Annotated in this window: 18 protein-coding genes, 2 tRNA genes and 1 pseudogene; 14 read left to right on the top strand and 7 right to left on the bottom strand. The window is 55.3% G+C overall.

Annotated elements, in window-relative coordinates:
• Nucleotides 1–53 precede the first annotated feature (53 nt).
• Complete coding sequence (locus QMQ05_RS02535; RefSeq protein ID WP_345472755.1) at nucleotides 54–2,060, top strand: FAD/NAD(P)-binding protein; 2,007 nt, start codon at nucleotides 54–56, stop codon at nucleotides 2,058–2,060.
• A gap of 47 nt (nucleotides 2,061–2,107) precedes the next feature.
• Here QMQ05_RS02535 and QMQ05_RS02540 read toward each other — a convergent pair.
• A tRNA-Ser gene (locus QMQ05_RS02540) sits at nucleotides 2,108–2,195 on the bottom strand.
• A gap of 62 nt (nucleotides 2,196–2,257) precedes the next feature.
• Here QMQ05_RS02540 and QMQ05_RS02545 point away from each other — a divergent pair.
• The 7 genes and pseudogenes from QMQ05_RS02545 to QMQ05_RS02575 all read left to right on the top strand — a co-directional run.
• A complete protein-coding gene (locus QMQ05_RS02545; RefSeq protein ID WP_434063189.1) occupies nucleotides 2,258–3,235 on the top strand; it encodes an NAD(P)H-quinone oxidoreductase in 978 nt (325 codons plus the stop codon).
• Nucleotides 3,236–3,336: 101 nt separating this feature from the next.
• Nucleotides 3,337–5,580, top strand: coding sequence for a carbon starvation CstA family protein (locus tag QMQ05_RS02550; protein WP_345472759.1), 2,244 nt, complete (start codon nucleotides 3,337–3,339; stop codon nucleotides 5,578–5,580).
• Nucleotides 5,581–5,594: 14 nt separating this feature from the next.
• Entirely contained in the window at nucleotides 5,595–5,774 is a 180-nt protein-coding gene (locus QMQ05_RS02555) for a YbdD/YjiX family protein (RefSeq protein ID WP_334123784.1), read from the top strand.
• Between the two features lie 148 nt (nucleotides 5,775–5,922).
• Nucleotides 5,923–6,372, top strand: coding sequence for a hypothetical protein (locus tag QMQ05_RS02560; RefSeq protein ID WP_345472762.1), 450 nt, complete (start codon nucleotides 5,923–5,925; stop codon nucleotides 6,370–6,372).
• Nucleotides 6,373–6,440: 68 nt separating this feature from the next.
• Nucleotides 6,441–7,283 carry an aldo/keto reductase gene (locus QMQ05_RS02565; RefSeq protein ID WP_345472764.1) on the top strand — a complete coding sequence of 281 codons (843 nt, stop codon included), beginning with the start codon at nucleotides 6,441–6,443 and terminating at the stop codon, nucleotides 7,281–7,283.
• Nucleotides 7,284–7,376: 93 nt separating this feature from the next.
• Entirely contained in the window at nucleotides 7,377–7,691 is a 315-nt protein-coding gene (locus tag QMQ05_RS02570) for an EthD family reductase (RefSeq protein ID WP_345472766.1), read from the top strand.
• Between the two features lie 494 nt (nucleotides 7,692–8,185).
• Nucleotides 8,186–8,407: pseudogene (locus QMQ05_RS02575) on the top strand (IS256 family transposase); the annotation flags it as partial.
• A gap of 77 nt (nucleotides 8,408–8,484) precedes the next feature.
• On the opposite strand, the gene QMQ05_RS02580 reads toward QMQ05_RS02575, so the two are convergent.
• From QMQ05_RS02580 to tmk, 5 genes are all read right to left on the bottom strand, one after another.
• On the bottom strand, nucleotides 8,485–9,027 hold the full coding sequence (locus QMQ05_RS02580; protein WP_345472768.1) for a hypothetical protein: 543 nt from the start codon (nucleotides 9,025–9,027) through the stop codon (nucleotides 8,485–8,487).
• A 194-nt stretch (nucleotides 9,028–9,221) separates the two neighbouring features.
• Nucleotides 9,222–9,293: transfer RNA gene (locus tag QMQ05_RS02585), tRNA-Thr, on the bottom strand.
• 81 nt (nucleotides 9,294–9,374) lie between these two features.
• Complete coding sequence (locus tag QMQ05_RS02590) at nucleotides 9,375–10,913, bottom strand: alpha/beta hydrolase (protein ID WP_345472770.1); 1,539 nt, start codon at nucleotides 10,911–10,913, stop codon at nucleotides 9,375–9,377.
• A 22-nt stretch (nucleotides 10,914–10,935) separates the two neighbouring features.
• Complete coding sequence (locus QMQ05_RS02595) at nucleotides 10,936–12,090, bottom strand: DNA polymerase III subunit delta' (RefSeq protein ID WP_345472772.1); 1,155 nt, start codon at nucleotides 12,088–12,090, stop codon at nucleotides 10,936–10,938.
• Nucleotides 12,087–12,740, bottom strand: coding sequence for a dTMP kinase (gene tmk, locus QMQ05_RS02600; RefSeq protein WP_345472774.1), 654 nt, complete (start codon nucleotides 12,738–12,740; stop codon nucleotides 12,087–12,089). The genes QMQ05_RS02595 and tmk overlap by 4 nt, the downstream gene beginning before the upstream one ends.
• 147 nt (nucleotides 12,741–12,887) lie before the next feature.
• Here tmk and QMQ05_RS02605 point away from each other — a divergent pair, with 147 nt between their 5' ends.
• The 4 genes from QMQ05_RS02605 to QMQ05_RS02620 all read left to right on the top strand — a co-directional run bounded on the left by QMQ05_RS02605 (nucleotide 12,888) and on the right by QMQ05_RS02620 (nucleotide 15,788).
• The gene (locus tag QMQ05_RS02605; protein ID WP_345472776.1) at nucleotides 12,888–14,045 is read left to right on the top strand and encodes a trans-sulfuration enzyme family protein; all 1,158 of its coding nucleotides are present in this window, start codon (nucleotides 12,888–12,890) and stop codon (nucleotides 14,043–14,045) included.
• A 53-nt stretch (nucleotides 14,046–14,098) separates the two neighbouring features.
• Complete coding sequence (locus QMQ05_RS02610) at nucleotides 14,099–14,410, top strand: DUF2516 family protein (protein WP_345472778.1); 312 nt, start codon at nucleotides 14,099–14,101, stop codon at nucleotides 14,408–14,410.
• Nucleotides 14,411–14,541: 131 nt separating this feature from the next.
• Nucleotides 14,542–15,288, top strand: a complete 747-nt coding sequence (locus QMQ05_RS02615) for a phosphoglyceromutase (RefSeq protein ID WP_345472780.1) — start codon at nucleotides 14,542–14,544, stop codon at nucleotides 15,286–15,288.
• Nucleotides 15,289–15,485: 197 nt separating this feature from the next.
• Nucleotides 15,486–15,788 (top strand): DUF4193 domain-containing protein, encoded by a 303-nt coding sequence (locus QMQ05_RS02620; RefSeq protein ID WP_022877094.1) that lies wholly within the window; start codon nucleotides 15,486–15,488, stop codon nucleotides 15,786–15,788.
• A gap of 205 nt (nucleotides 15,789–15,993) precedes the next feature.
• On the opposite strand, the gene phoU is transcribed toward QMQ05_RS02620, so the two are convergent.
• The gene (gene phoU, locus QMQ05_RS02625; RefSeq protein ID WP_345472785.1) at nucleotides 15,994–16,647 is read right to left on the bottom strand and encodes a phosphate signaling complex protein PhoU; all 654 of its coding nucleotides are present in this window, start codon (nucleotides 16,645–16,647) and stop codon (nucleotides 15,994–15,996) included.
• Between the two features lie 238 nt (nucleotides 16,648–16,885).
• Here phoU and QMQ05_RS02630 point away from each other — a divergent pair, with 238 nt between their 5' ends.
• A complete protein-coding gene (locus QMQ05_RS02630) occupies nucleotides 16,886–18,091 on the top strand; it encodes a sensor histidine kinase (protein ID WP_345472787.1) in 1,206 nt (401 codons plus the stop codon).
• On the top strand, nucleotides 18,088–18,768 hold the full coding sequence (locus QMQ05_RS02635; RefSeq protein ID WP_058256319.1) for a response regulator transcription factor: 681 nt from the start codon (nucleotides 18,088–18,090) through the stop codon (nucleotides 18,766–18,768). Before QMQ05_RS02630 ends, QMQ05_RS02635 begins: the two co-directional genes overlap by 4 nt.
• Nucleotides 18,769–18,830 lie beyond the last annotated feature (62 nt).

Raw genomic sequence — 18,830 nt, forward strand, 5'->3', positions numbered from 1 at the left:
GCGTTGAGGCGTGTGGCCTGCGTTAAAGGTAATAACCTATAGGGGTGAGCACCGTGAACGATAATCCAATCAACGAATACAGTCTGGCCATTGTCGGGGCGGGGCCGCGTGGCACCAGCGTCGTGGAACGATTCGCAGACCTGTCACTGAAGCTGGCGCCCAAGGGCAGCAAGCTGAATATTGTGGTTTTTGATCCCTATCGTCCGGGCTCAGGACATGTTTGGAATCCTCACCAGTCAGAAAATTTCTGGATGAACACTCCAGCTTCCTTTCCCACTGTGGCGCCAGAACGTATCAGCGATGAACCGGGTCTGAGCTTTAGGCAGTTCGTTGCGTTGCGTGGGGACGGGCGACAGCTCACCGACGAACATGCGAAAAGTATTGAACAGATTACTGCCGGAACGTACCCATCACGGGCCATGTACGGCGAGTACCTAGAACATGTTTTTGACCGCAGCTGTGCGGTGCTTGAACAGCATGAATCATTTACTATCCAGCATGTTCCTGCAGAAGTACTTTCACTGCGCCCACAGGGCAACGGGTATGACTTGGAATATCGTGCAAGTACTCAAGGTTCAGAGATACAGCATCTATCTGTAGATGCTGTGGTGTTGGCTCTAGGGCACCAGAGCGCTGAGCTGAATCCCTGGCAAAAACAACTGCAAGAAGCTGCCGCTAACCATGGCGCTACCTATTTGCCACCGAACATTCCAGCAGACCTAGATTTCAGCAAATTTGCTGAGGGTCAACCAGCGCTCATTCGTGGGCTAGGCCTGAATTTCTTTGACTGCATGGCTGAACTCACCATGGGTCGTGGTGGTATTTTCCGAGAAGTCAGTACCGAACCTGGCCAGCGATTTGAGTACATAGCTTCTTCTCGGGAACCAGAGCTGATCGTTGCCTCGCGTAGAGGAACTCCTTATTGGGGTAAGCCTGTCGTCGAGCAATTCATACCGGACGAAATTCAATTACGTTTTCTAGACGTTCAGGACTTGATTGGTCATCTGGCCGAGCTTCGTGCGACGAATTCGAACGCTACGTTGGAGTTTTCCCGGCATATTTGGCCAAAGCTTCACCGCGATGTGCTCTTTGCCTACTATCGGCAGTGTGCACGAAACAGTGGTGCACCTGAAGGGTTCTCTGTCGAGGACTTTGTCGAACAGCTAGAGGCGATCCTTGTTGCTGAACACCGTGAGGGAAGCCAAGTGTGGTTGGGGGAGTTGCGCAAATTCATCTCGCAGTTCCCAGAGATCCAGTGGCTGGATGTTCCAAAGCTTGCAAGACCATTTGAAGAGATCGGCTTCGCTTCTGATGAGGACTACCAGCAGGGTGTGCAGGAGTATCTGGTCAGCAATGCCCAACACAGCTCCGAAGGCCTCAACGACCCACTGTCCTGCGCAATTATGACGATGAACGCCGGTCGTATGCTGGTCAAAGAGCTGATTGTCGCTGGCGTTATCGATGAACAATCAAGAATTGAAGAGATCCAAGCTCACTTCGAACCTCTGGTGGAAGGGCTTGCCTCCGGACCGCCCTTGGAGCGCATTGAACAGCTATTGGCGCTATCTCGTGTCGGGATAGTGACCTTCATCGGACCAGAACCTGAATTCTCCTTCGACGAAGTAACTGGCCAATTCACTGCCTCTTCGCCATGGGTGGATGCCGAAGTGCACACCGCCAAAACCATGTGTGAAGCCATGATGCCTAGCAATCGTGTTCTGCAGAATGACACAACACTCATCCAACAGCTGCTCAAGGACCACGTCGGACGTGCACACACCTGGCGTAACTCCGAAGGTGAAATTCTTCCAGGGTCGGGTTTCGACGTTGTGGGTGAGCCCTATCGTCTGGTCAACAGTGAAGGACTGGCGCATCGAGGAATTTTTGTGATGGGGCTACAGCTTTCATCGGCTCAGTGGGGCACGGCCATTGCCGCGCAGGCAGGGGACCTGAACAACCCAGCGGCTCGCACGCTCAAGGACGCTACCCACGTTGCTAACGAAGTGGCGCGTTTAGCGGGATTCCTCGTTGGTGAAGGATTGCCAACGCAGAGACTTTAAACAGTTTGGCGGGCTGATCTCATGATCAGCCCGCCAAACTTAAAACGCGGATGGTAAGGGATTTGAACCCTTGAGACGGGGTTGCCGCCTACTGGTTTTCAAGACCAGCTCCTTCGGCCGCTCGGACAACCATCCAACCCGAAAAAGTATACGGCATGAACCCCGGATGAAAGGAATCGACCTCCATGAGTGAAGTAATGAGCGCCTATATCTATAACGCTGGCGGCGGTCCAGAGGTTATCGAACTGATCGAACGGCCAATCCCAACCGTCGGTTCAGGCGAAGTTTTGGTCAAGGTAGAAGCGTTCGGACTGAACCGTGCAGATGTGCAACAACGTAAAGGTGTGTACCCGCCCCCACCGGGTGCCAGCGACATTCCAGGATTAGAAGTATCCGGAAGTATTGTCGCGGTCGGTGAGGACGTGACTGATTGGAGTATCGGAACCCGGGTCGCCGCCCTGTTGGCCGGCGGTGGCTACGCACAGTTTGTCAACGTGCCGGCCGAGTTGCTCTTCCGAATCCCAGAGGGCTTGTCGAGCGTTGAAGCCGCGGCACTACCAGAGGTCTGTGCGACGGTGGTTTCCAATCTCTTCATTGAAGGCGATCTGAAGTCCGGAGAGACAATCCTGATTCATGGGGGAGCCGGCGGCATCGGGTCCATGGCTATTCAGCTGGCCAAGGCTGCTGGCGCACGAGTGCTTGTCACCGCGTCTTCGCCCGAGAAACTCGAGTACTGTCTGAGTCTCGGAGCAGATGAGGGAATCAACTATCGAGAGGATGACTTCGAAGCACGAGTCAAAGAGCTCACTGACGGGCAGGGCATTGACCTCATTCTGGATGTCATCGGCGCAAAGTACCTAGAACGTAACATCCGGGCGCTCGCCGTGGAGGGGCGAATGGTGGTCATCGGACTGCAAGGCGGAACGAAGGCTGAACTGAACCTCGGAGTGTTGCTGGGCAAGCGGGCTCGAATCATTGCCACAACTCTTAGGTCCCGTCCTTTGTCGCAGAAGTCTGAAATTGTGAAGCAGACCGTCGCACGGGTGATGCCGTTGGTCGATGCAGGAAAAGTGTCCATCAACGTCTCGAAGGTCTTCGACTTCTCCCATTTGACTAGTGCTCATGAATACTTTGATTCGGGTGAACATACGGGAAAAATTGTTATTGAGGTTTAGCCAGAATTGTTTCAGGCGCGTAAAGTGACAAAGTAGTCATAAAGACGTGATTGACCTTATAAGGGCTAGTCACGTGCATCACTTGTTACGCCCTGAGGAGGATGCTCACCTTGAGTACCCAAAATACGCTGCCCCCGGCAGGCGTAGATCCCGAAGTCGCTGAGCGCGAAGAATCCCGGTGGACTCCCTTACGCATTGCTATCTGGATTGCCATCGCGTTAGTCGGCGGTATTGCCTGGTCCTTCCTCGCCTTTTCGCGAGGCGAAACTATCAACGCGATTTGGTTTGTCTTCGCAGCGGTAGCGACGTACCTCATCGCCTACCGTTTCTATGCGAAGTTCATTGAACGCAAGATCGTCAAGCCTGATGATTTCCGTGCAACTCCGGCCGAATCGGTCAACAATGGCCGTGACTTCGTTCCGACCGACCGCCGTGTGCTCTTCGGACACCACTTCGCAGCTATTGCCGGTGCAGGTCCGTTGGTTGGTCCGATTCTGGCTGCCCAGATGGGCTACCTGCCAGGAACGATCTGGATTATCGTCGGTGTGGTCTTGGCCGGCGCTGTACAGGACTACCTGGTGATGTTCTTCTCCATGCGTCGCGGCGGGCGTTCGCTGGGCCAAATGGCTCGCGAAGAACTCGGATTGATTGGTGGCACCGCTGCCCTGATCGCCACGCTGACGATTATGATCATCATTACCGCCATTCTGGCGCTCGTTGTGGTCAATGCTTTGGGCGAATCTGCCTGGGGCGTGTACTCGGTGGGTCTAACCATTCCTATCGCCTTGTTCATGGGTATCTACCTCCGCTTCATTCGTCCGGGCAAGGTTCTAGAAATCTCCATCATCGGCTTCGTCCTGCTGATGTTCGCGATCATCTCAGGCCGTTGGATTGCCGAATCACCTTGGGGCGCTGAATTCTTCCATCTAGATCGCACCACCATTGCGTGGGCCATCATTATCTACGGCGTTATCGCTGCGGTTCTACCGGTCTGGTTGCTGCTGGCACCACGTGACTATCTGTCCACGTTCATGAAGATCGGTGTCATTGCCCTGCTGGCCGTAGCCATCATCGTTGTGCGTCCAGAAATTACCGTTCCGGCGTTCTCTGAATTTGCTGGTCGTTCTGATGGTCCGGTTGTTTCCGGGCATATTTTCCCGTTCCTGTTCGTGACTATTGCCTGTGGTGCGCTCTCTGGCTTCCACGCGTTGATCTCCTCGGGTACCACTCCGAAGCTGGTTGAAAAGGAAAAGCAGACCCGCTTCTTGGGTTACGGTGGCATGCTCATGGAATCCATGGTGGCCATCATGGCATTGGTTGCCGCGATCTCCATTGACCGTGGCGTGTACTTCGCGATGAACTCTTCGGCGGCCGCCACCGGTGGCACCGTGGAAACTGCGGTCGCCTTTGTGAACTCCTTGGGGCTCACCGGGGTGAACCTGGAACCAAACACACTCACGGAACTGGCCACGAACGTCGGCGAAACCAGTGTGGTATCTCGTACAGGTGGTGCTCCGACCCTGGCCGTGGGCATCGCACACATCATGCATCAGTGGTTCGGTGGAACCGCGATGATGGGCTTCTGGTACCACTTCGCCATCATGTTCGAGGCATTGTTCATTCTTACCGCGGTAGACGCTGGTACCCGTGTTGCTCGCTTCATGCTGCAGGACACCATCGGTAACTTCCTGCCGAAGTTCAAAGACACCTCATGGCGCCCCGGGGTATGGATTTGTACCCTGATTATGGTCGCAGGGTGGGGCTACATCCTCATTCTTGGCGTCACCGATCCACTGGGCGGAATCAACACCTTCTTCCCACTCTTCGGTATTGCCAACCAGCTCTTGGCGGCCATCGCACTAGCCGTGGTGATGGGTATCATCGCTAAGCGCAACAACTTCAAGTACCTCTGGGTTGTAGCTCTGCCATTGGCCTTCACCGTGGTGGTGACCTTCGTTGCCAGCTGGCAGAAGATCTTCTCGACCGATACCAAGGTCGGGTACTTCGCTAACCACAATGCCTACAAAGATGCACTGGCCAATGGCGAAACCTCACTCGGATCAGCCAAGACGGTCGAGGCCATGGAAGCCGTGGTCCGCAATACCGGCGTCCAGGGTTGGCTTTCGGTGCTCTTCTTACTGTTGACCGCAGTGGTGATTGTTTCGGCGATCGTAGCGACGATCAAGGCCAAAAAGAACGGTGGCGGAAACAATACTGAAGACCCTGCAGTTCCTTCCAAGATGTACGCACCGGCAGGGATCATTTCCACTCCTGCCGAAAAGCAGTTGGCGAATCAGTGGAAGCAGGTTCCTGCTGCTTCTCAAGTTCAGCGTGGCGGGCACTAGCCATGGCTTCGTTGATGGAACGCCTTAGTCAGGCCAAGCGGTTTGTAGACGGGGTGCTGGGCGCAGATAAGTACCAGCACTATCTGGAACATCACGCTCGAAATCATCCGGAACAAGCACCGATGAATGAACGTGAATTCTGGAAGGACTATACCGACTGGCAAGAGAAGAACCCTGAGGGGCGTTGCTGCTAGAGACGCTGCGAACCGGCCTTGGAACCTGCCCACCTGCGGTAGGTTCCAAGGCCGGTTTCGTTTTATGTCGATGTCAGGGAAATGGTGATGCCTTCCCACCGGTAGGCTAGAACTAAGCAATTTTGTACAACACCACTAAAGAAGAGTCATGGCGTTCTTTTCACGACTTCGCGCACAACGCGCAGCTACTCGCGAACTTGGCGAGGGCGTGTGGCGTCGCGCCCACGATCGCTTCGAGCGATCCTTGGATCGCGTTTTTCAAGTGGTGGAAGGCATTAGCGATGTCCAGGTGTACAACCAGCTGGTGAAGGAAGCCAATGAGATGGCCGACCTGCTGCCTACCGTGCGACAGCTGTGCTGCATGGCTCATCAGCTCACACCGAGTAATGATGAGCATATTCCGCAATCCACGGCCGGCGTACACCGTAGCCTGACCAAGTCAGCTAATGATCTTGCTACTACCGCACAGGTTATTGCGATGATGAGGATGCAGGCTGAGGCGGGGGAGAACATCGATATTGAATCGGTGCGTCATCGGGCACAACTCGTTAAAGAAGATGTTGGACGAGCAGCCCAGTTGCTCACCGAAAATGAATAGTTGATCTTTCCCGATCAGTTGCGTAGCAATCCTAGATATCTGAGTATTTTGTGCACTAGATTGGTTGCATGACCCAAACAATACCCAAAAGTAAGTTCCTCGACGGAAACACCATCGATCAGCTGGGCTACGGTGTCTGGCAAGTTAAAGATGACGAAGCGGAAGTCGCTGTTGGCAAGGCATTAAAGGCTGGCTACCGTCACATCGACACCGCAAAGATTTATGGCAATGAGGCTGGCGTTGGCCGCGCTGTTGCTGCCAGCGGAATTGCTCGCGAAGACCTTTTCATCACCACCAAGGTCTGGAATGCAGACCAGGGTTATGACAAGACCCTCGCAGCGGCCGACGCTTCCTTGGAACGATTGGGTCTGGAGTATGTCGACCTGTACCTGATCCACTGGCTGCAGCCGAAGCGTGGCACCTACGTGGACACTTGGAAGGCGCTGATCCAGCTCCAGAAGGACGGCAAGGCCAAGTCCATTGGCGTCTGCAACTTCACCGTAGAAGCCCTCGAAGAGCTCTACACCGAAACCGGTGTGCGCCCGGTTATCAACCAGGTGGAAACCCACCCATACTTCCCCCAGGCCGAACTGCGTGCCTACGAAGCCGAACATGGCATCCTGCACGAGTCGTGGTCACCACTGGGCCAGGGCGGGGACCTGCTCAAGGACCCAGTACTTGAGAGCATCGCCAAGAAGCATGACGCCTCGGTAGCGCAGGTTGTCATCGCTTGGCATCTGGCTCTGGGCAATGTCGTGATTCCTAAGTCCGTGACCGATGCACGCATCGTTGAGAACTTCGAATCGCTGAACGTGAGCCTAGACGCTGAAGACATCGAAGCGATCGCCACCTTGGATCGCGGAGCAGAAGGACGCATCGCGGCTGACCCAGCCACCGCCGACTTCGAGTAAGACAAAGCATTAGCCCACGGCCCCTCAGATTCTTGGAGAATTTGAGGGGCCGTTGTGGACCGTGTACCCCACAATTCCAGAGGAGAAGTCGCCATGCATAAGCTCGTCGTGCTATATCCAGAACCAGAAGATCGTACCGCTTTCATTGAGTACTACGAGAAGACCCACTTGCCACTTGCGGCCCAACTTCCGGGGCTTCGTTCGTGGCGCTACTCAACGGATATTTCCCTGGACGCGCAAGGTAACCCGGCGAAGTACTTCGCGATTTTTGAGGCCGAGTTCAGTGATGTTGAAGCGTTTCGTGTTGCCATGGCCTCACCCGAGGGTCAAGCCGTTGCCGTCGACGTTCCTAACTACGCGACCGGGGGAGCGATAACGCTCGACTATGAAATTACCGGTGGCAATTAGGCAGTGGGGATGCGAAAACCCCCGGAATCGCGATCGCTTTAAGTTCCAGCAGAATATGCACAAATCGGTGCACATAGCTGTGTGCTCGAAGTCTTCGGGACCGCTGGTAGCAACGAAGCATTCTGGGACTTCTCTCAGGTTGTGTCCCGTGGTCCTGCCCTTGCTTTATTCTCAGTGATTCACGTTGGAAAGTTTCGAATCAGGGAGCAAAGAAAGACTCCAAAAAAGAGTCCGCACCCCCTTTTTTGGCACTTAACCCGAAATTTGAGAGTATCTGCAGGCGCTTCTTTCTCGTAGGCAACCCGGATCCGTGTCGTGACTAAAGTTGCGGCCGCCGTTTCCTCAAGAACACTCCGTGGCTTACTTGAATTGCGCGGGGCCTCAGACCGTTCAATTTCTTTTTGCCGCGTGGTTTCGTAGTGTGACAACGGGTGACTACATGCGAGTTTATTGATTTGAGGATCAGGATCCTCTTCTAACCTTTGAAGCGCTCCCCGTCTGATGCTGCGGTGGTGAAGATGCGCTGGTTGGCGATATGCAATATTGAGGACAAACAGGCCCGCGAGCGCTTCAAAGATACGCAGAAGAAGGGCCGCACCCCGTGCCCTGGTGCGGATTAGCACATGGTCGAGGGGACCGGGAAGAACAGTTGGAAGCAGGGAGTGCAACAGCTGGCGATGGCTTACTCGGAGCGTATTGAAGCGTATTTTAGGTAATTGCTACGAAGCTCAGGATAACAAATGTGACTAGGGCTTATATAAGCAAGCTGACAAGCTCCGAAGGGTCTTTCTTGTTACCGATGGTCGACAAAAATTTTGCGCACTAAAACGAAAAAAACTACTACAACTGCTATGGCGACAAGCGAAACTACTGATCCTTGCACAAGTAGATTAAAACTTTCCAAGGCTCCCGCGGATCCGACAATTAGGACTAACACGGCAATAAATGCGCATGCATAACTAGCTTTGAGAGCCGATGAACCATCGCGTTGACGACTTATGAAAACACCCCAAAACATCGAAGCTATTGGCACGATGGCAATTAGCGAAATAGAAGCGCTAAAAATGTAATAACCGGCGATGATAGCAAGTGGCCCCGCCAGTGCGCACCAAAGCCCGTGCTGCTTGGTTAATATCGCGGGTTCACTATTTTCAACGTTCTTCGAAAGTGAAAAAATCTTGACAAACATCCAAGCGACGCAGATGCCAAGAAGCCCGAGTCCTAGCACGCCCCAAGTCGCCGTCGTGCTCATAGATGCAGCTATTCCGAAAGCAGCCAAAAATAGTGGCATCGATGGCAAAGCTACTACATCCGTGCGTCGTAGGTTTTTTAGCATGCTGTCATCTTAACCCTAAGGGTAATTGATTGTTTAGGTGCAAAGGCGTCGCGGTTTCAAAAGTGCGAGTTAAATGAGATTGGCGCTTTTTTGACCCATTATTTGGGCTCTATCAGACAGTGCCGCAACTAGATTTAGGCAACAAAAATCCCGGAATCATGCGTAAACATGATTCCGGGATTTTTCTTCACATGAGCCCCCTGCCGGATTTGAACCGGCGACCTGCTCTTTACGAGGGAGCTGCTCTACCCCTGAGCTAAGGAGGCCTGTACCTGTAAACAGGCACCACGTCACTTTATCCGAGGAATTGTCTGAACGTCAAAACGAGCAAGACATGAATGCCCCAGTTAGCACTGAGTATTCGACTCCGGCACCTTCCCATCAATTAGGTAGCCATCTACTGCCTCGGTAATGCAGTCATTGGAGCGACCGTACGCGGTGTGGCCATGCCCCTGATAGGTCAGTAGCGTGGCGTTATCCAACTGTTCGGCCAACGATTGCGACCACTGGTACGGGGTCGCAGGATCCGAGGTGGTACCAACCACCAAGATTTCGTTCGAGCCCTTAGCGGTTAACGCACCGGCCTTACCCGTGGACTTTTCATCCCACACGTCGCAGGCAATCTCACCGTAGGCAAGATACTTGCCCAAAGTGGGCGCCACACGCATTAATTCGATGGCTTCCTTATTCATCGTCTCAGCGTCAGCATTCATTGGGCGATCCAAACAGTTGATTGCAGTGAACGCATCGCTGGAGTTGGAATCGTAGGTCCCATCGCTCTGTCGATCAGCGGCAAGGTCAGCAAATCCGAGGATCGTATCGACGTTCCGGTCATTCACAGCAGAAGCCATGGCTTGAGTCAGATATGGCCAATTGGAATTGTCGTACAACGGCAAGATGAAGCCGTTAACAAAATCGATGATGGGTACGGTACGACCGTCGCTGGAAACCATTGGTTCGTTCTCGACTTGAGCAAAGAACTGCTGCAACTGCACCTTAGCGGATTCGACCGTGCCACTGAACGGGCAACCGTCGGATTCTAGGCATTGGCCAAGCCAAGCTTCAATCTCTTGCTCGAAACCAACAGCCTGCGCCTTGGTTAGATCCGAGGCCTGGCTCTTTGGATCCATGGCGCCGTCGAGGACAAAACGTCCAACCTTTTGTGGGAACAAATCAGCATAGGTAGCTCCGAGGAACGTCCCGTAGGAGAACCCGAGATAATCCAGCTGTTTATCGCCGAGTACCGCGCGGATAACATCCATGTCCTTGGCAGCCGACACCGTATCAACGTGGCCCAAGAGGTCTCCGGTATTTCGCGCACAATCCTCCGCGTAATCTTCAGTTTCTTCGATGATTTGATCCTGGTCTTCAGGCAGCCAAGCCCGCAGGTTCTCTTGACGCCCTGCATCAGTTTCGGCATCGCTCTGACAGGTGACGGGGGTGCTTTCACCGACGCCACGAGGATCAAATCCGATGATGTTATACGCCTTTTGGAGGTCGGCGCTGAACATGCTCTGCACCGATGACTCCACCAGATCCAGGCCGGAACCACCTGGTCCGCCGGGGTTCACGAGGAGGTTTCGGCTGGCGCCTTCAGCGACTCGTCGATTCAGCGCCAGATCGATACTGTCACCACTCGGATCGGCATAGTCCAGCGGCACCTTGATGGTGGCGCATTCAATGACGTCGCCGCACTTTTCCCAATTAACTTGTTGAGAGTAATAGTTCTCCAGCCCTTGGGGTGCATCGGTATTGCCGGCATTCTGGGTTGCGTCGCTACCCTCTACCTCGGGAAGCGATGAGCTTGCCGAACAACTAGTTAGCCCAGCCATGGCAAGTAGGGTCCCCACTGCAAGCAAACGCAGTTTGGATGAGCGTACAGGCACGTTGAGTGTCTCCTTGCGTGGGTTATCGACGACCGGGGTTCGGTAAGAGTCGTGTCATGAGGGCTTCCAAAGCCATGAGCTGATTGACGTTGGCCGCCAAGCGGCTCCGCGTCTGATTGATGGCATCTAATTGAGCCAGAGATTTTTCTTTACTCTGATTCTGCGAGTAGGTTTCCAGTTTGTCCCGCAGGTGTTCATTGATCAGTTCAATGCCTGTTCCTAGCTGAAGGCTCAAGACATCGCGGAAAAAGGTGGTCAAGTCGGTCAGCGTCCGATCTAACGCATCAAAACTGGCGCGACGGGCGAAGCGTTTCGCGTCTTCTTCCAACGCTTTAAACTGGCTGCGCAAACCTGGGGGAATGGTTTCTTCAGCCCCCAAACCATTAGCGTGGCGTAGCTGTTCGGTCTTCTTCTGCAAATCGGTGCCGGTGATGTTCTCAGCGCGCTCTGTGGCCAGCTTCGATATTTCTGCAGCAGCGGCCATAGCCTGAGGCAAAGTAGTGGTGCGCAGTGGCAAAGTGACTACTTTTTCACGCTGGATGCGAGCCTGCTCATCACGAGCCAGCAGGCGAGCCACACCAATATGGGACTGCGAAACGCGGGCAGCAAAGAGTGCCTGCTGCGGATCAAGCCCATCACGACGCACCAACAGGTCGGCCACGTCATTGGTTGAGGGAACCGACAGATTTACTGCGCGGCAGCGCGAGCGGATGGTCACCAGAACGTCGGCCGGAGATGGTGCGCACAGGATCCAGATCATCCGCGCAGGTGGCTCTTCGATGGCCTTGAGCAGCACGTTGGTGCTGCGTTCAGACATACGGTCCGCGTCTTCAATAATGATGATGCGCCAACGACCGGTGCTCGCGCTTTCCTGGGCACGAGTGATCAGGTGCCGGACATCGGCAATCTGGTATTCAAACTTGTCGGTGGAGACGAAGGAAACATCGGGGTGGGAGGAGGCGAGGACCAATTTGCAGTTCTCGCATTGACCGCACCCGGCCGGAGTCTGCGTGCACTGCAGAGCCGCGGCAAAGGCACGGGCAGCGGTAGTTCGCCCCGAACCCGGTGGGCCAGTGACCAACCATGCATGGGTGGGATTTCCACGGTCAACTTCGGCGCACAACGTATCGATCACGCGTTGTTGGCCCGCCAGATCAGCAAAGACCGGGCGACTCATAGCAGGCCAGCTAGGTGTTCGGTGATGGACTGGTGCAGATCTTCAACACTGGAATTCGCATCCAGCACGAGATAACGTGCTGGCTCGCGAGCGGCCAACTCCAAAAAAGCCTGACGGATGCGTTCATGGAAGTCGTCGGGCTCTGCCTCTAACCGGTCAGCTGCTTCCACGCCACCACCGGCAACGATCCGTCGAGCCCGACCATCGGCAGCCGAAATATCTAAAATGATGGTCAGATCTGGCTTCAACCCATTGGTGGCAAAATCGTTGATACTGGCCACAGCATCAAAGCCGAGGGCACGGCCCATGCCTTGGTAGGCCAGCGAAGAGTCAACAAAGCGGTCACAGATGACATGGGCGCCGCGAGCCAACGCCGGGGTAATGACCTGTTGGACGTGCGCTGCCCGCGCCGCAGAGTAGATGAGCGCTTCGGTACGTGAGTCGATTTCACCGTGGCCGTGTTCAAGCACTAACGAACGTAGCGCTTCGCTAATTTGGGTTCCTCCAGGTTCACGGGTGGTGATGACCTCGGATCCCTGCTTTCGTAGCCACTGTTGGGCCAGGGCGACCTGCGTGGATTTACCTGCGCCGTCGCCGCCTTCAAAGACTATGAACAAGCCAGGGGCCGGCGCGCTCGATTCATTATTCACCCCTCTAGCCTATCCAAGTAGCCACCGAAAAATTTGCGCAACCCTGATACTCGGGATAACTAATCGCCAAGTTGTGGCAGATCCCTCCGGTGAAATGTAGTGAAATCCATCCGTGGCTTCGTGGGGGCTGCGCGTAAAGTTTTTTCCATGAACTCCAGCAGTATGCCCTCAGCTCCGAGCCCGCAGTGGGATCCGAAGACACTCATCGTTGCCGGCGGCCGCCCGGCCCATGACACCGATGCGCCGGTGAATTATCCGGTGACCTTTACCTCTACATATCACTCCCAGGGGCAGGCTGCCGCCGGCGAACGTGTTTATGCGCGCTTCTCCAACCCGACCTGGGATCCATTCGAAGAGGTATTGGGTCAGTTGGAAGTTGCTGACTCACCTGCACTGGTGTTCTCCTCGGGGATGGCGGCCATTGCGGCGGCCCTGAACTTGGTTCCGGCCGGGGGAGTGCTGGTCATGCCTAAGCATTCTTATAACGGTTCCTTAGCGCTGAGCTCGGAATTGCAGGCTGCTGGCCGGTTGAGTATTCGTCCGGTAGATATCGCAGACACCGACGACGTGATTGCCGCGTTGCAGGGTGCAGACGTGCTGTGGGTCGAGTCGCCGACCAACCCCATGCTGGAAGTGGCAGATTTACCCGTATTGCTAGCGGAAGCCAAGAGCCGTGGTGTGCTAAGCATCGTGGATAACACCTTCGCCACTCCCTTGCTGCAACGCCCGCTGACTCTGGGCGCCGACCTGGTCGTGCACTCGGTGACCAAATACCTCTCCGGGCATTCTGACGTCATCATGGGCGCCTTGGTCACTAGCGATGAATCACTGCGGCAAAAACTGCATGGTTACCGCACCTTGCACGGAGCGATTTCATCTCCGATGGATACCTTCTTGGCTTTGCGTGGGGTACGCACCATGGCGGTGCGCATCGAACGTTCGCAGAAGAATTCTCAAGTGCTCGCCGAGCGTTTGGCTGCGCATCCCAAGGTGCAGGCTGTGCGCTATCCGGGGCTGGAGCAGGACCCCGGTCATGAGCGGGCGACCCGGCTGATGGATGGTTATGGTTCGGTGATCGCCTTCCAAGCCGGACAAGATGCTGCGCAAGCAGATCAACTTGTCGCGGCCTTTGAACTCATTACTGGTGCGACATCGCTCGGTGGGGTAGAGACCTTGGCTGAACGCCGAGCCCGCCATGCCTCGGAACCAGAAACAGTGCCAGAAAACTTGATTCGCTTGTCTGTGGGTATTGAAGAGGTTGAAGATCTCTGGCGCGATCTGCAGCAAGCCCTGGAACAGCTTTAGCGCGTGGCAGTACCCAAAACCCGAAGGGTGATAGGTAGAGTAAAGATATGTCCATGATGTATGTTGCACACCTGATCGAGTACTACTTGATGCTGGCTCTGAGCGTGATCATTCTGGTGCTCGCTGTCTGGGCACTCGTTGACTGCCTGCGCCACGGTGCACAGCGCTTCGCGCAAGAAGGAAAACGGACCAAAGGCTTCTGGACTGGCCTGACAGCTGCCAGTGCCGTGGTGTCATTACTGGGCATCCTCACCGGTGGCGGGATTGGTTTCCTGCAGCTCATTGGAGCCTGCATCGCCTGTGTCTACCTGGCAGATGTAAAGCCGGCAGTCAGTGGACAAGGCGGCGGCTGGTACAACTACTAGCCCACGTCGAACCACCCTGAATTTTCGAGAACCCGTACCATGCGTTACCTGCAAGGTGCGGGTCTTCTCAATTAATGAACACTCCTTAACTTTGGCGCAACTGTGCCAGAGCATTCGATAGGATGGATCGTATGAGTCACACTTTGATCTTGCTTCGCCACGGGCAGAGCGAATGGAATGAAAAGAACCTCTTCACCGGTTGGTACGACGTATCGCTGACCGAGCAGGGACGTGCCGAAGCATCACGCGGTGGCCAGCTGCTGGTGGAAGCCGGTTATAAGCCAGAGGTACTGCATACCTCGTTGCTGACCCGCGCGATTGTCACCGCTAACCTGGCGCTGGAAGCAGCCGGACGTTCGTGGATCCCAGTGAACCGCGACTGGCGCCTGAACGAGCGTCACTACGGTGCGCTGCAGGGCAAGGACAAGGCACAGACCTTGGCCGAGTTCGGCGAAGAGCAGTTCATGGAATGGCGTCGTAGCTACGACACCCCACCACCAGCTTTGGATGACTCCTCGGAATTCAGCCAGATCAACGACGAGCGCTACGCCGCGTTGGGCGATTCCGCACCACGCACCGAGTGCCTCAAGGACGTTCTCGAGCGCATGCTTCCTTACTGGGAGAACAACATCAAGGCAGATCTGTCCGCCGGCAAGACCGTGATGGTTACCGCACACGGAAACTCGCTGCGCGCACTGGTCAAGCACCTGGATGGGATCAGCGATGAGGACATTGCTGGTCTGAACATCCCAACCGGCATTCCACTGGTGTATGAGTTGGACGACAACTTCCAGCCAATTACCAAGGGTGGAACCTACCTTGACCCAGCAGCTGCGGCCGACGCAATTAAGGCTGTTGCGAACCAGGGACGCAAGTAAGACCCACTTTTCGGCGGCACCAGAACCCAAGTTTTTAACTTGGAAGTTCTGGTGCCGCCGTTACGTCTTTAACCTAGAAAATAGGGTGGGCGTATGGCTGTGAGCGAAACAACTACGCACGATTGTATTTTTAGCATTAGTATGCTGTAATCTCCTATTTCGAATAGGCTCAATGGCTCACGTTAGGAATGCAATTCGTGGCAACTGATTACGATGAAGTCCGCCCAGACGTTGCTGAGGCACGTAAGGCTTCTCTGGATGCGGTCAAGTCCGCAAACGCACCGGACGCCAAGTCCGTCGTGCGCGAGCTCGACGAAGCCGATCACACCGATGGTATGGATCTGCCAGGCGCAGATTTGTCCAACGAGGAACTGACGGTTACCGTCATTCCACAGAAAGACGACGAGTTCATCTGTGGCTCGTGCTTCTTGATTCGCCACCGCTCACAGCTGGTTCGCGAAGAAGGCAATGTAGGTTTCTGCGTAGAGTGCGAAGGCTAATTCCAGCTTTACGCTGGCGCCATTAGCGCGCCGAAAACATCGAAGGGCAACCCACCAACTGGTGAGTTGCCCTTCGCCTTTAAAGCACGAGGATTATGTGCGGCGTTTATGCACGATATAAATGCTCAACAAAAAAGTAGTGCCTACTTCCGGAAAGTTCCGAGAGCAGGCACTACACCATCATTTCAGCGTAAATCTCTGACGCTTAGACGTCGGATGGATCCCATTCGCCAGTCACTAGGTAGGTCACCTTGCGGGCTACCGAAACACCATGGTCGCCGAAGCGCTCCAGGTAGCGGCTGGTCAACGAAACGTCTACGGTCGTTGGTGCCGATTCGTTCCAGCCGGCCTCAGCGATCTGAGCGAACACGCTGGAGTGCAAACGATCAACCTCGTGGTTCAGCTCAATAATCTGGGTAGCAATCTTCAGATCGCGGGTATCGAGCAGGGTAGCAACTGCCTGAGCGATCTGGATATCGAGCTTCGCCATGTCAGCAAAGGTCTGCGCGATCGCTTCAGGAATGGCTGGCTGCGGGAAACGCAGGCGGGCTAGCTGTGCCAAGTGGCGTGCCAAGTCGCCCATGCGCTCCAGGGAAGCACTCATACGTAGCGAACCAACGATCATACGCAGGTCGCTGGCTACCGGGCCCTGGAGGGCGAGGGTATCAATAGCTCGTTCATCTAGCTGGTTCTGCAGGAAATCAATTTTCGCGTCCGCGGCGATGACTTCCTGAGCCAAGTCAACATCGGCATTTGCCAATGAATCCCATGCACGACCCATAGCGGTCGCGACCTGGTTGGCCATTTCAATAAGTTCTTCGCCAATTTGTTGTAGATCTGCCTGAAAAACCTTACGCATAGCAGTTCCTTTCGAGTGTCGGTTCCCATGCCAGCTGGCTTCTCTGCCATAACGCAGTAAAGCACCCCGAACAGTTTTATGGCATGGTGGAGGGTCTTCCCCCAGCCTGTCAGTGGGTGATTAACGAATATGCCACGAAATGTGAACGTTTGGTGAACAGCGCGCCGATTTGGCCATATTCGCGTCATTTAGGAACGAAGGGACCCATCGGGGAAGCTAGGCTAAAAGGGTGAACGATGTGATCTCGACTCTGATAGCCGGTCTCCTCGGTCTGGCCCTGGGCATCGTTGGCGTGATCGCTTTTAGGATTTCCCAACGCCGGACCGCCCGACTGCCGCAGGTAGACGAGCCCCTGCTCCCCGAAGGTGCGGCGGCCGTTTTGTCCGTTATTGGACGCGCCTTCGTGATCCTCGACGACGTTGACGGTGTCGTGCGCGCCAACCCAGCCTCGTATGCCTACGGGCTGGTACGTGGCCACACGCTGGTGCACAGCGAATTACTGGCTCTGGTGCGCCAGGTACGAGCAGACGGCGTGATCGCTGAAAGCCAATACGAACTGCAACGTTCAACGCTGGGGGCGGGCCAGCTCATTGTGCATGTGCGTGTGGCTCCCTTGGGCGATGAGTACATTCTGTTGCTCGCCGATGACCGCACCGAGATCACGCGAACCGAAGCCATGCGTAATGACTTCGTAGCCAACGTGTCCCACGAACTCAAAACTCCAGTCGGCGCCATTTCCCTGCTGGCTGAGGCGATTACCGAAGCCGCCGACGATCCAACCGCCGTGCGCCGCTTTTCCACCCGCATGGACAAGGAATCGCGACGGTTGGCCGCGCTGGTGCAGGACATCATTGAGCTCTCCCGACTGCAGGCCAGTGACGCCATTGTGCAGGGCAAGGAAGTGAACATCGACAGCGTGGTGGCCGAAGCCGTGGATCGCAGCCATTTGCTCGCCGAAGAAAAGGGCATCCAGATTACCGTCGGTGGTCATCTGGAAGAGCCGATCCTTGGCGACCCGGATCTGTTGATGACTGCAGTACGCAACCTGATCGATAATGCGATCCGCTATTCACCGGAAAATACCAAGGTGGGTGTGGGCGTGCGTCAGCGTGATGGTTACGCGCAGATTTCGGTCACCGATCAGGGTCCCGGGATTTCTCCCGAGGAGCAAGAGCGCGTGTTCGAGCGTTTCTACCGGGTCGATTCGGCACGTTCACGACAAACCGGTGGTACCGGCCTGGGGCTGAGCATCGTAAAACACGTGCTGGCCAATCACGGTGGCGAAGTATCCCTGTGGTCCCAACCAGGTCAGGGCTCCACTTTTACCCTTAGACTTCCCCTAGCGGACGAAGAACGGGCCGGCACTGATGGTGCCCCCGACGAGATGATGAAGGAACGAGCGGTCGAGGCGAGAACCTCGGATCGCGAAGGAGGACGACGATGACCCGCATTTTGATCGTAGAGGACGAGGAATCGCTCTCTGACCCGCTGTCTTTCCTGCTGGAACGCGAAGGGTTCGAAGTTCGGATCGCCGAAGACGGACTGGTTGCCGTGACCGAGTTCGAACGCCACGGCGCCGATCTGGTGCTCCTGGACCTGATGCTGCCAGGCCAGCCGGGTACCGAGGTTATTCGTCAGATCCGTCTGAACAGCCAGGTTCCGGTGATCATGCTGACCGCTAAGGATTCCGAAATTGACAAGGTAGTTGGCCTGGAACTCGGAGCCGATGACTACGTCACCAAGCCATATTCTTCACGCGAACTACTAGCTCGTATTCGGGCTGTCTTGCGTCGTCAGGGCGAAGGCGAAGAACTCATCAGCAACGTGGTCACCGCCGGCCCGGTACGCATGGACGTCGAACGCCACATGGTTTCGGTAGATAACACCGAGGTATCCATGCCGCTGAAGGAATTCGAACTACTTGAAATGCTGCTGCGTAACGCCGGCCGCGTGCTGACCCGTGGCCAGCTCATTGACCGCGTTTGGGGTAGCGACTACGTGGGGGACACCAAGACTCTGGACGTACACGTCAAGCGCCTACGCTCCAAAATTGAACCTGATCCAGCTTCGCCAGAGCACTTGGTGACGGTGCGAGGACTGGGCTACAAGTTCGTCGTCTAGACGACGGGGGCTTAAAAGCTAGGGAGCCGGGCTGCGAATCAAATGATTCGCAGCCCGGCTCC

Source organism: Glutamicibacter sp. B1 (genome assembly GCF_039602135.1).
Taxonomy (GTDB): Bacteria; Actinomycetota; Actinomycetes; order Actinomycetales; family Micrococcaceae; genus Glutamicibacter; species Glutamicibacter ectropisis.

Coding starts and splice junctions, on each gene's coding strand:
- QMQ05_RS02565 (WP_345472764.1), top strand. CDS start 6,441: ATGACCCAAACAATACCCAAAAGTAAGTTCCTCGACGGAAACACCATC.
- QMQ05_RS02615 (WP_345472780.1), top strand. CDS start 14,542: ATGAGTCACACTTTGATCTTGCTTCGCCACGGGCAGAGCGAATGGAAT.
- phoU (WP_345472785.1), bottom strand. CDS start 16,647: ATGCGTAAGGTTTTTCAGGCAGATCTACAACAAATTGGCGAAGAACTT.
- QMQ05_RS02580 (WP_345472768.1), bottom strand. CDS start 9,027: ATGCTAAAAAACCTACGACGCACGGATGTAGTAGCTTTGCCATCGATG.
- QMQ05_RS02560 (WP_345472762.1), top strand. CDS start 5,923: ATGGCGTTCTTTTCACGACTTCGCGCACAACGCGCAGCTACTCGCGAA.
- QMQ05_RS02595 (WP_345472772.1), bottom strand. CDS start 12,090: ATGAGTCGCCCGGTCTTTGCTGATCTGGCGGGCCAACAACGCGTGATC.
- QMQ05_RS02570 (WP_345472766.1), top strand. CDS start 7,377: ATGCATAAGCTCGTCGTGCTATATCCAGAACCAGAAGATCGTACCGCT.
- QMQ05_RS02550 (WP_345472759.1), top strand. CDS start 3,337: ATGCTCACCTTGAGTACCCAAAATACGCTGCCCCCGGCAGGCGTAGAT.
- QMQ05_RS02555 (WP_334123784.1), top strand. CDS start 5,595: ATGGAACGCCTTAGTCAGGCCAAGCGGTTTGTAGACGGGGTGCTGGGC.
- QMQ05_RS02545 (WP_434063189.1), top strand. CDS start 2,258: ATGAGCGCCTATATCTATAACGCTGGCGGCGGTCCAGAGGTTATCGAA.
- QMQ05_RS02610 (WP_345472778.1), top strand. CDS start 14,099: ATGATGTATGTTGCACACCTGATCGAGTACTACTTGATGCTGGCTCTG.
- QMQ05_RS02635 (WP_058256319.1), top strand. CDS start 18,088: ATGACCCGCATTTTGATCGTAGAGGACGAGGAATCGCTCTCTGACCCG.
- QMQ05_RS02605 (WP_345472776.1), top strand. CDS start 12,888: ATGAACTCCAGCAGTATGCCCTCAGCTCCGAGCCCGCAGTGGGATCCG.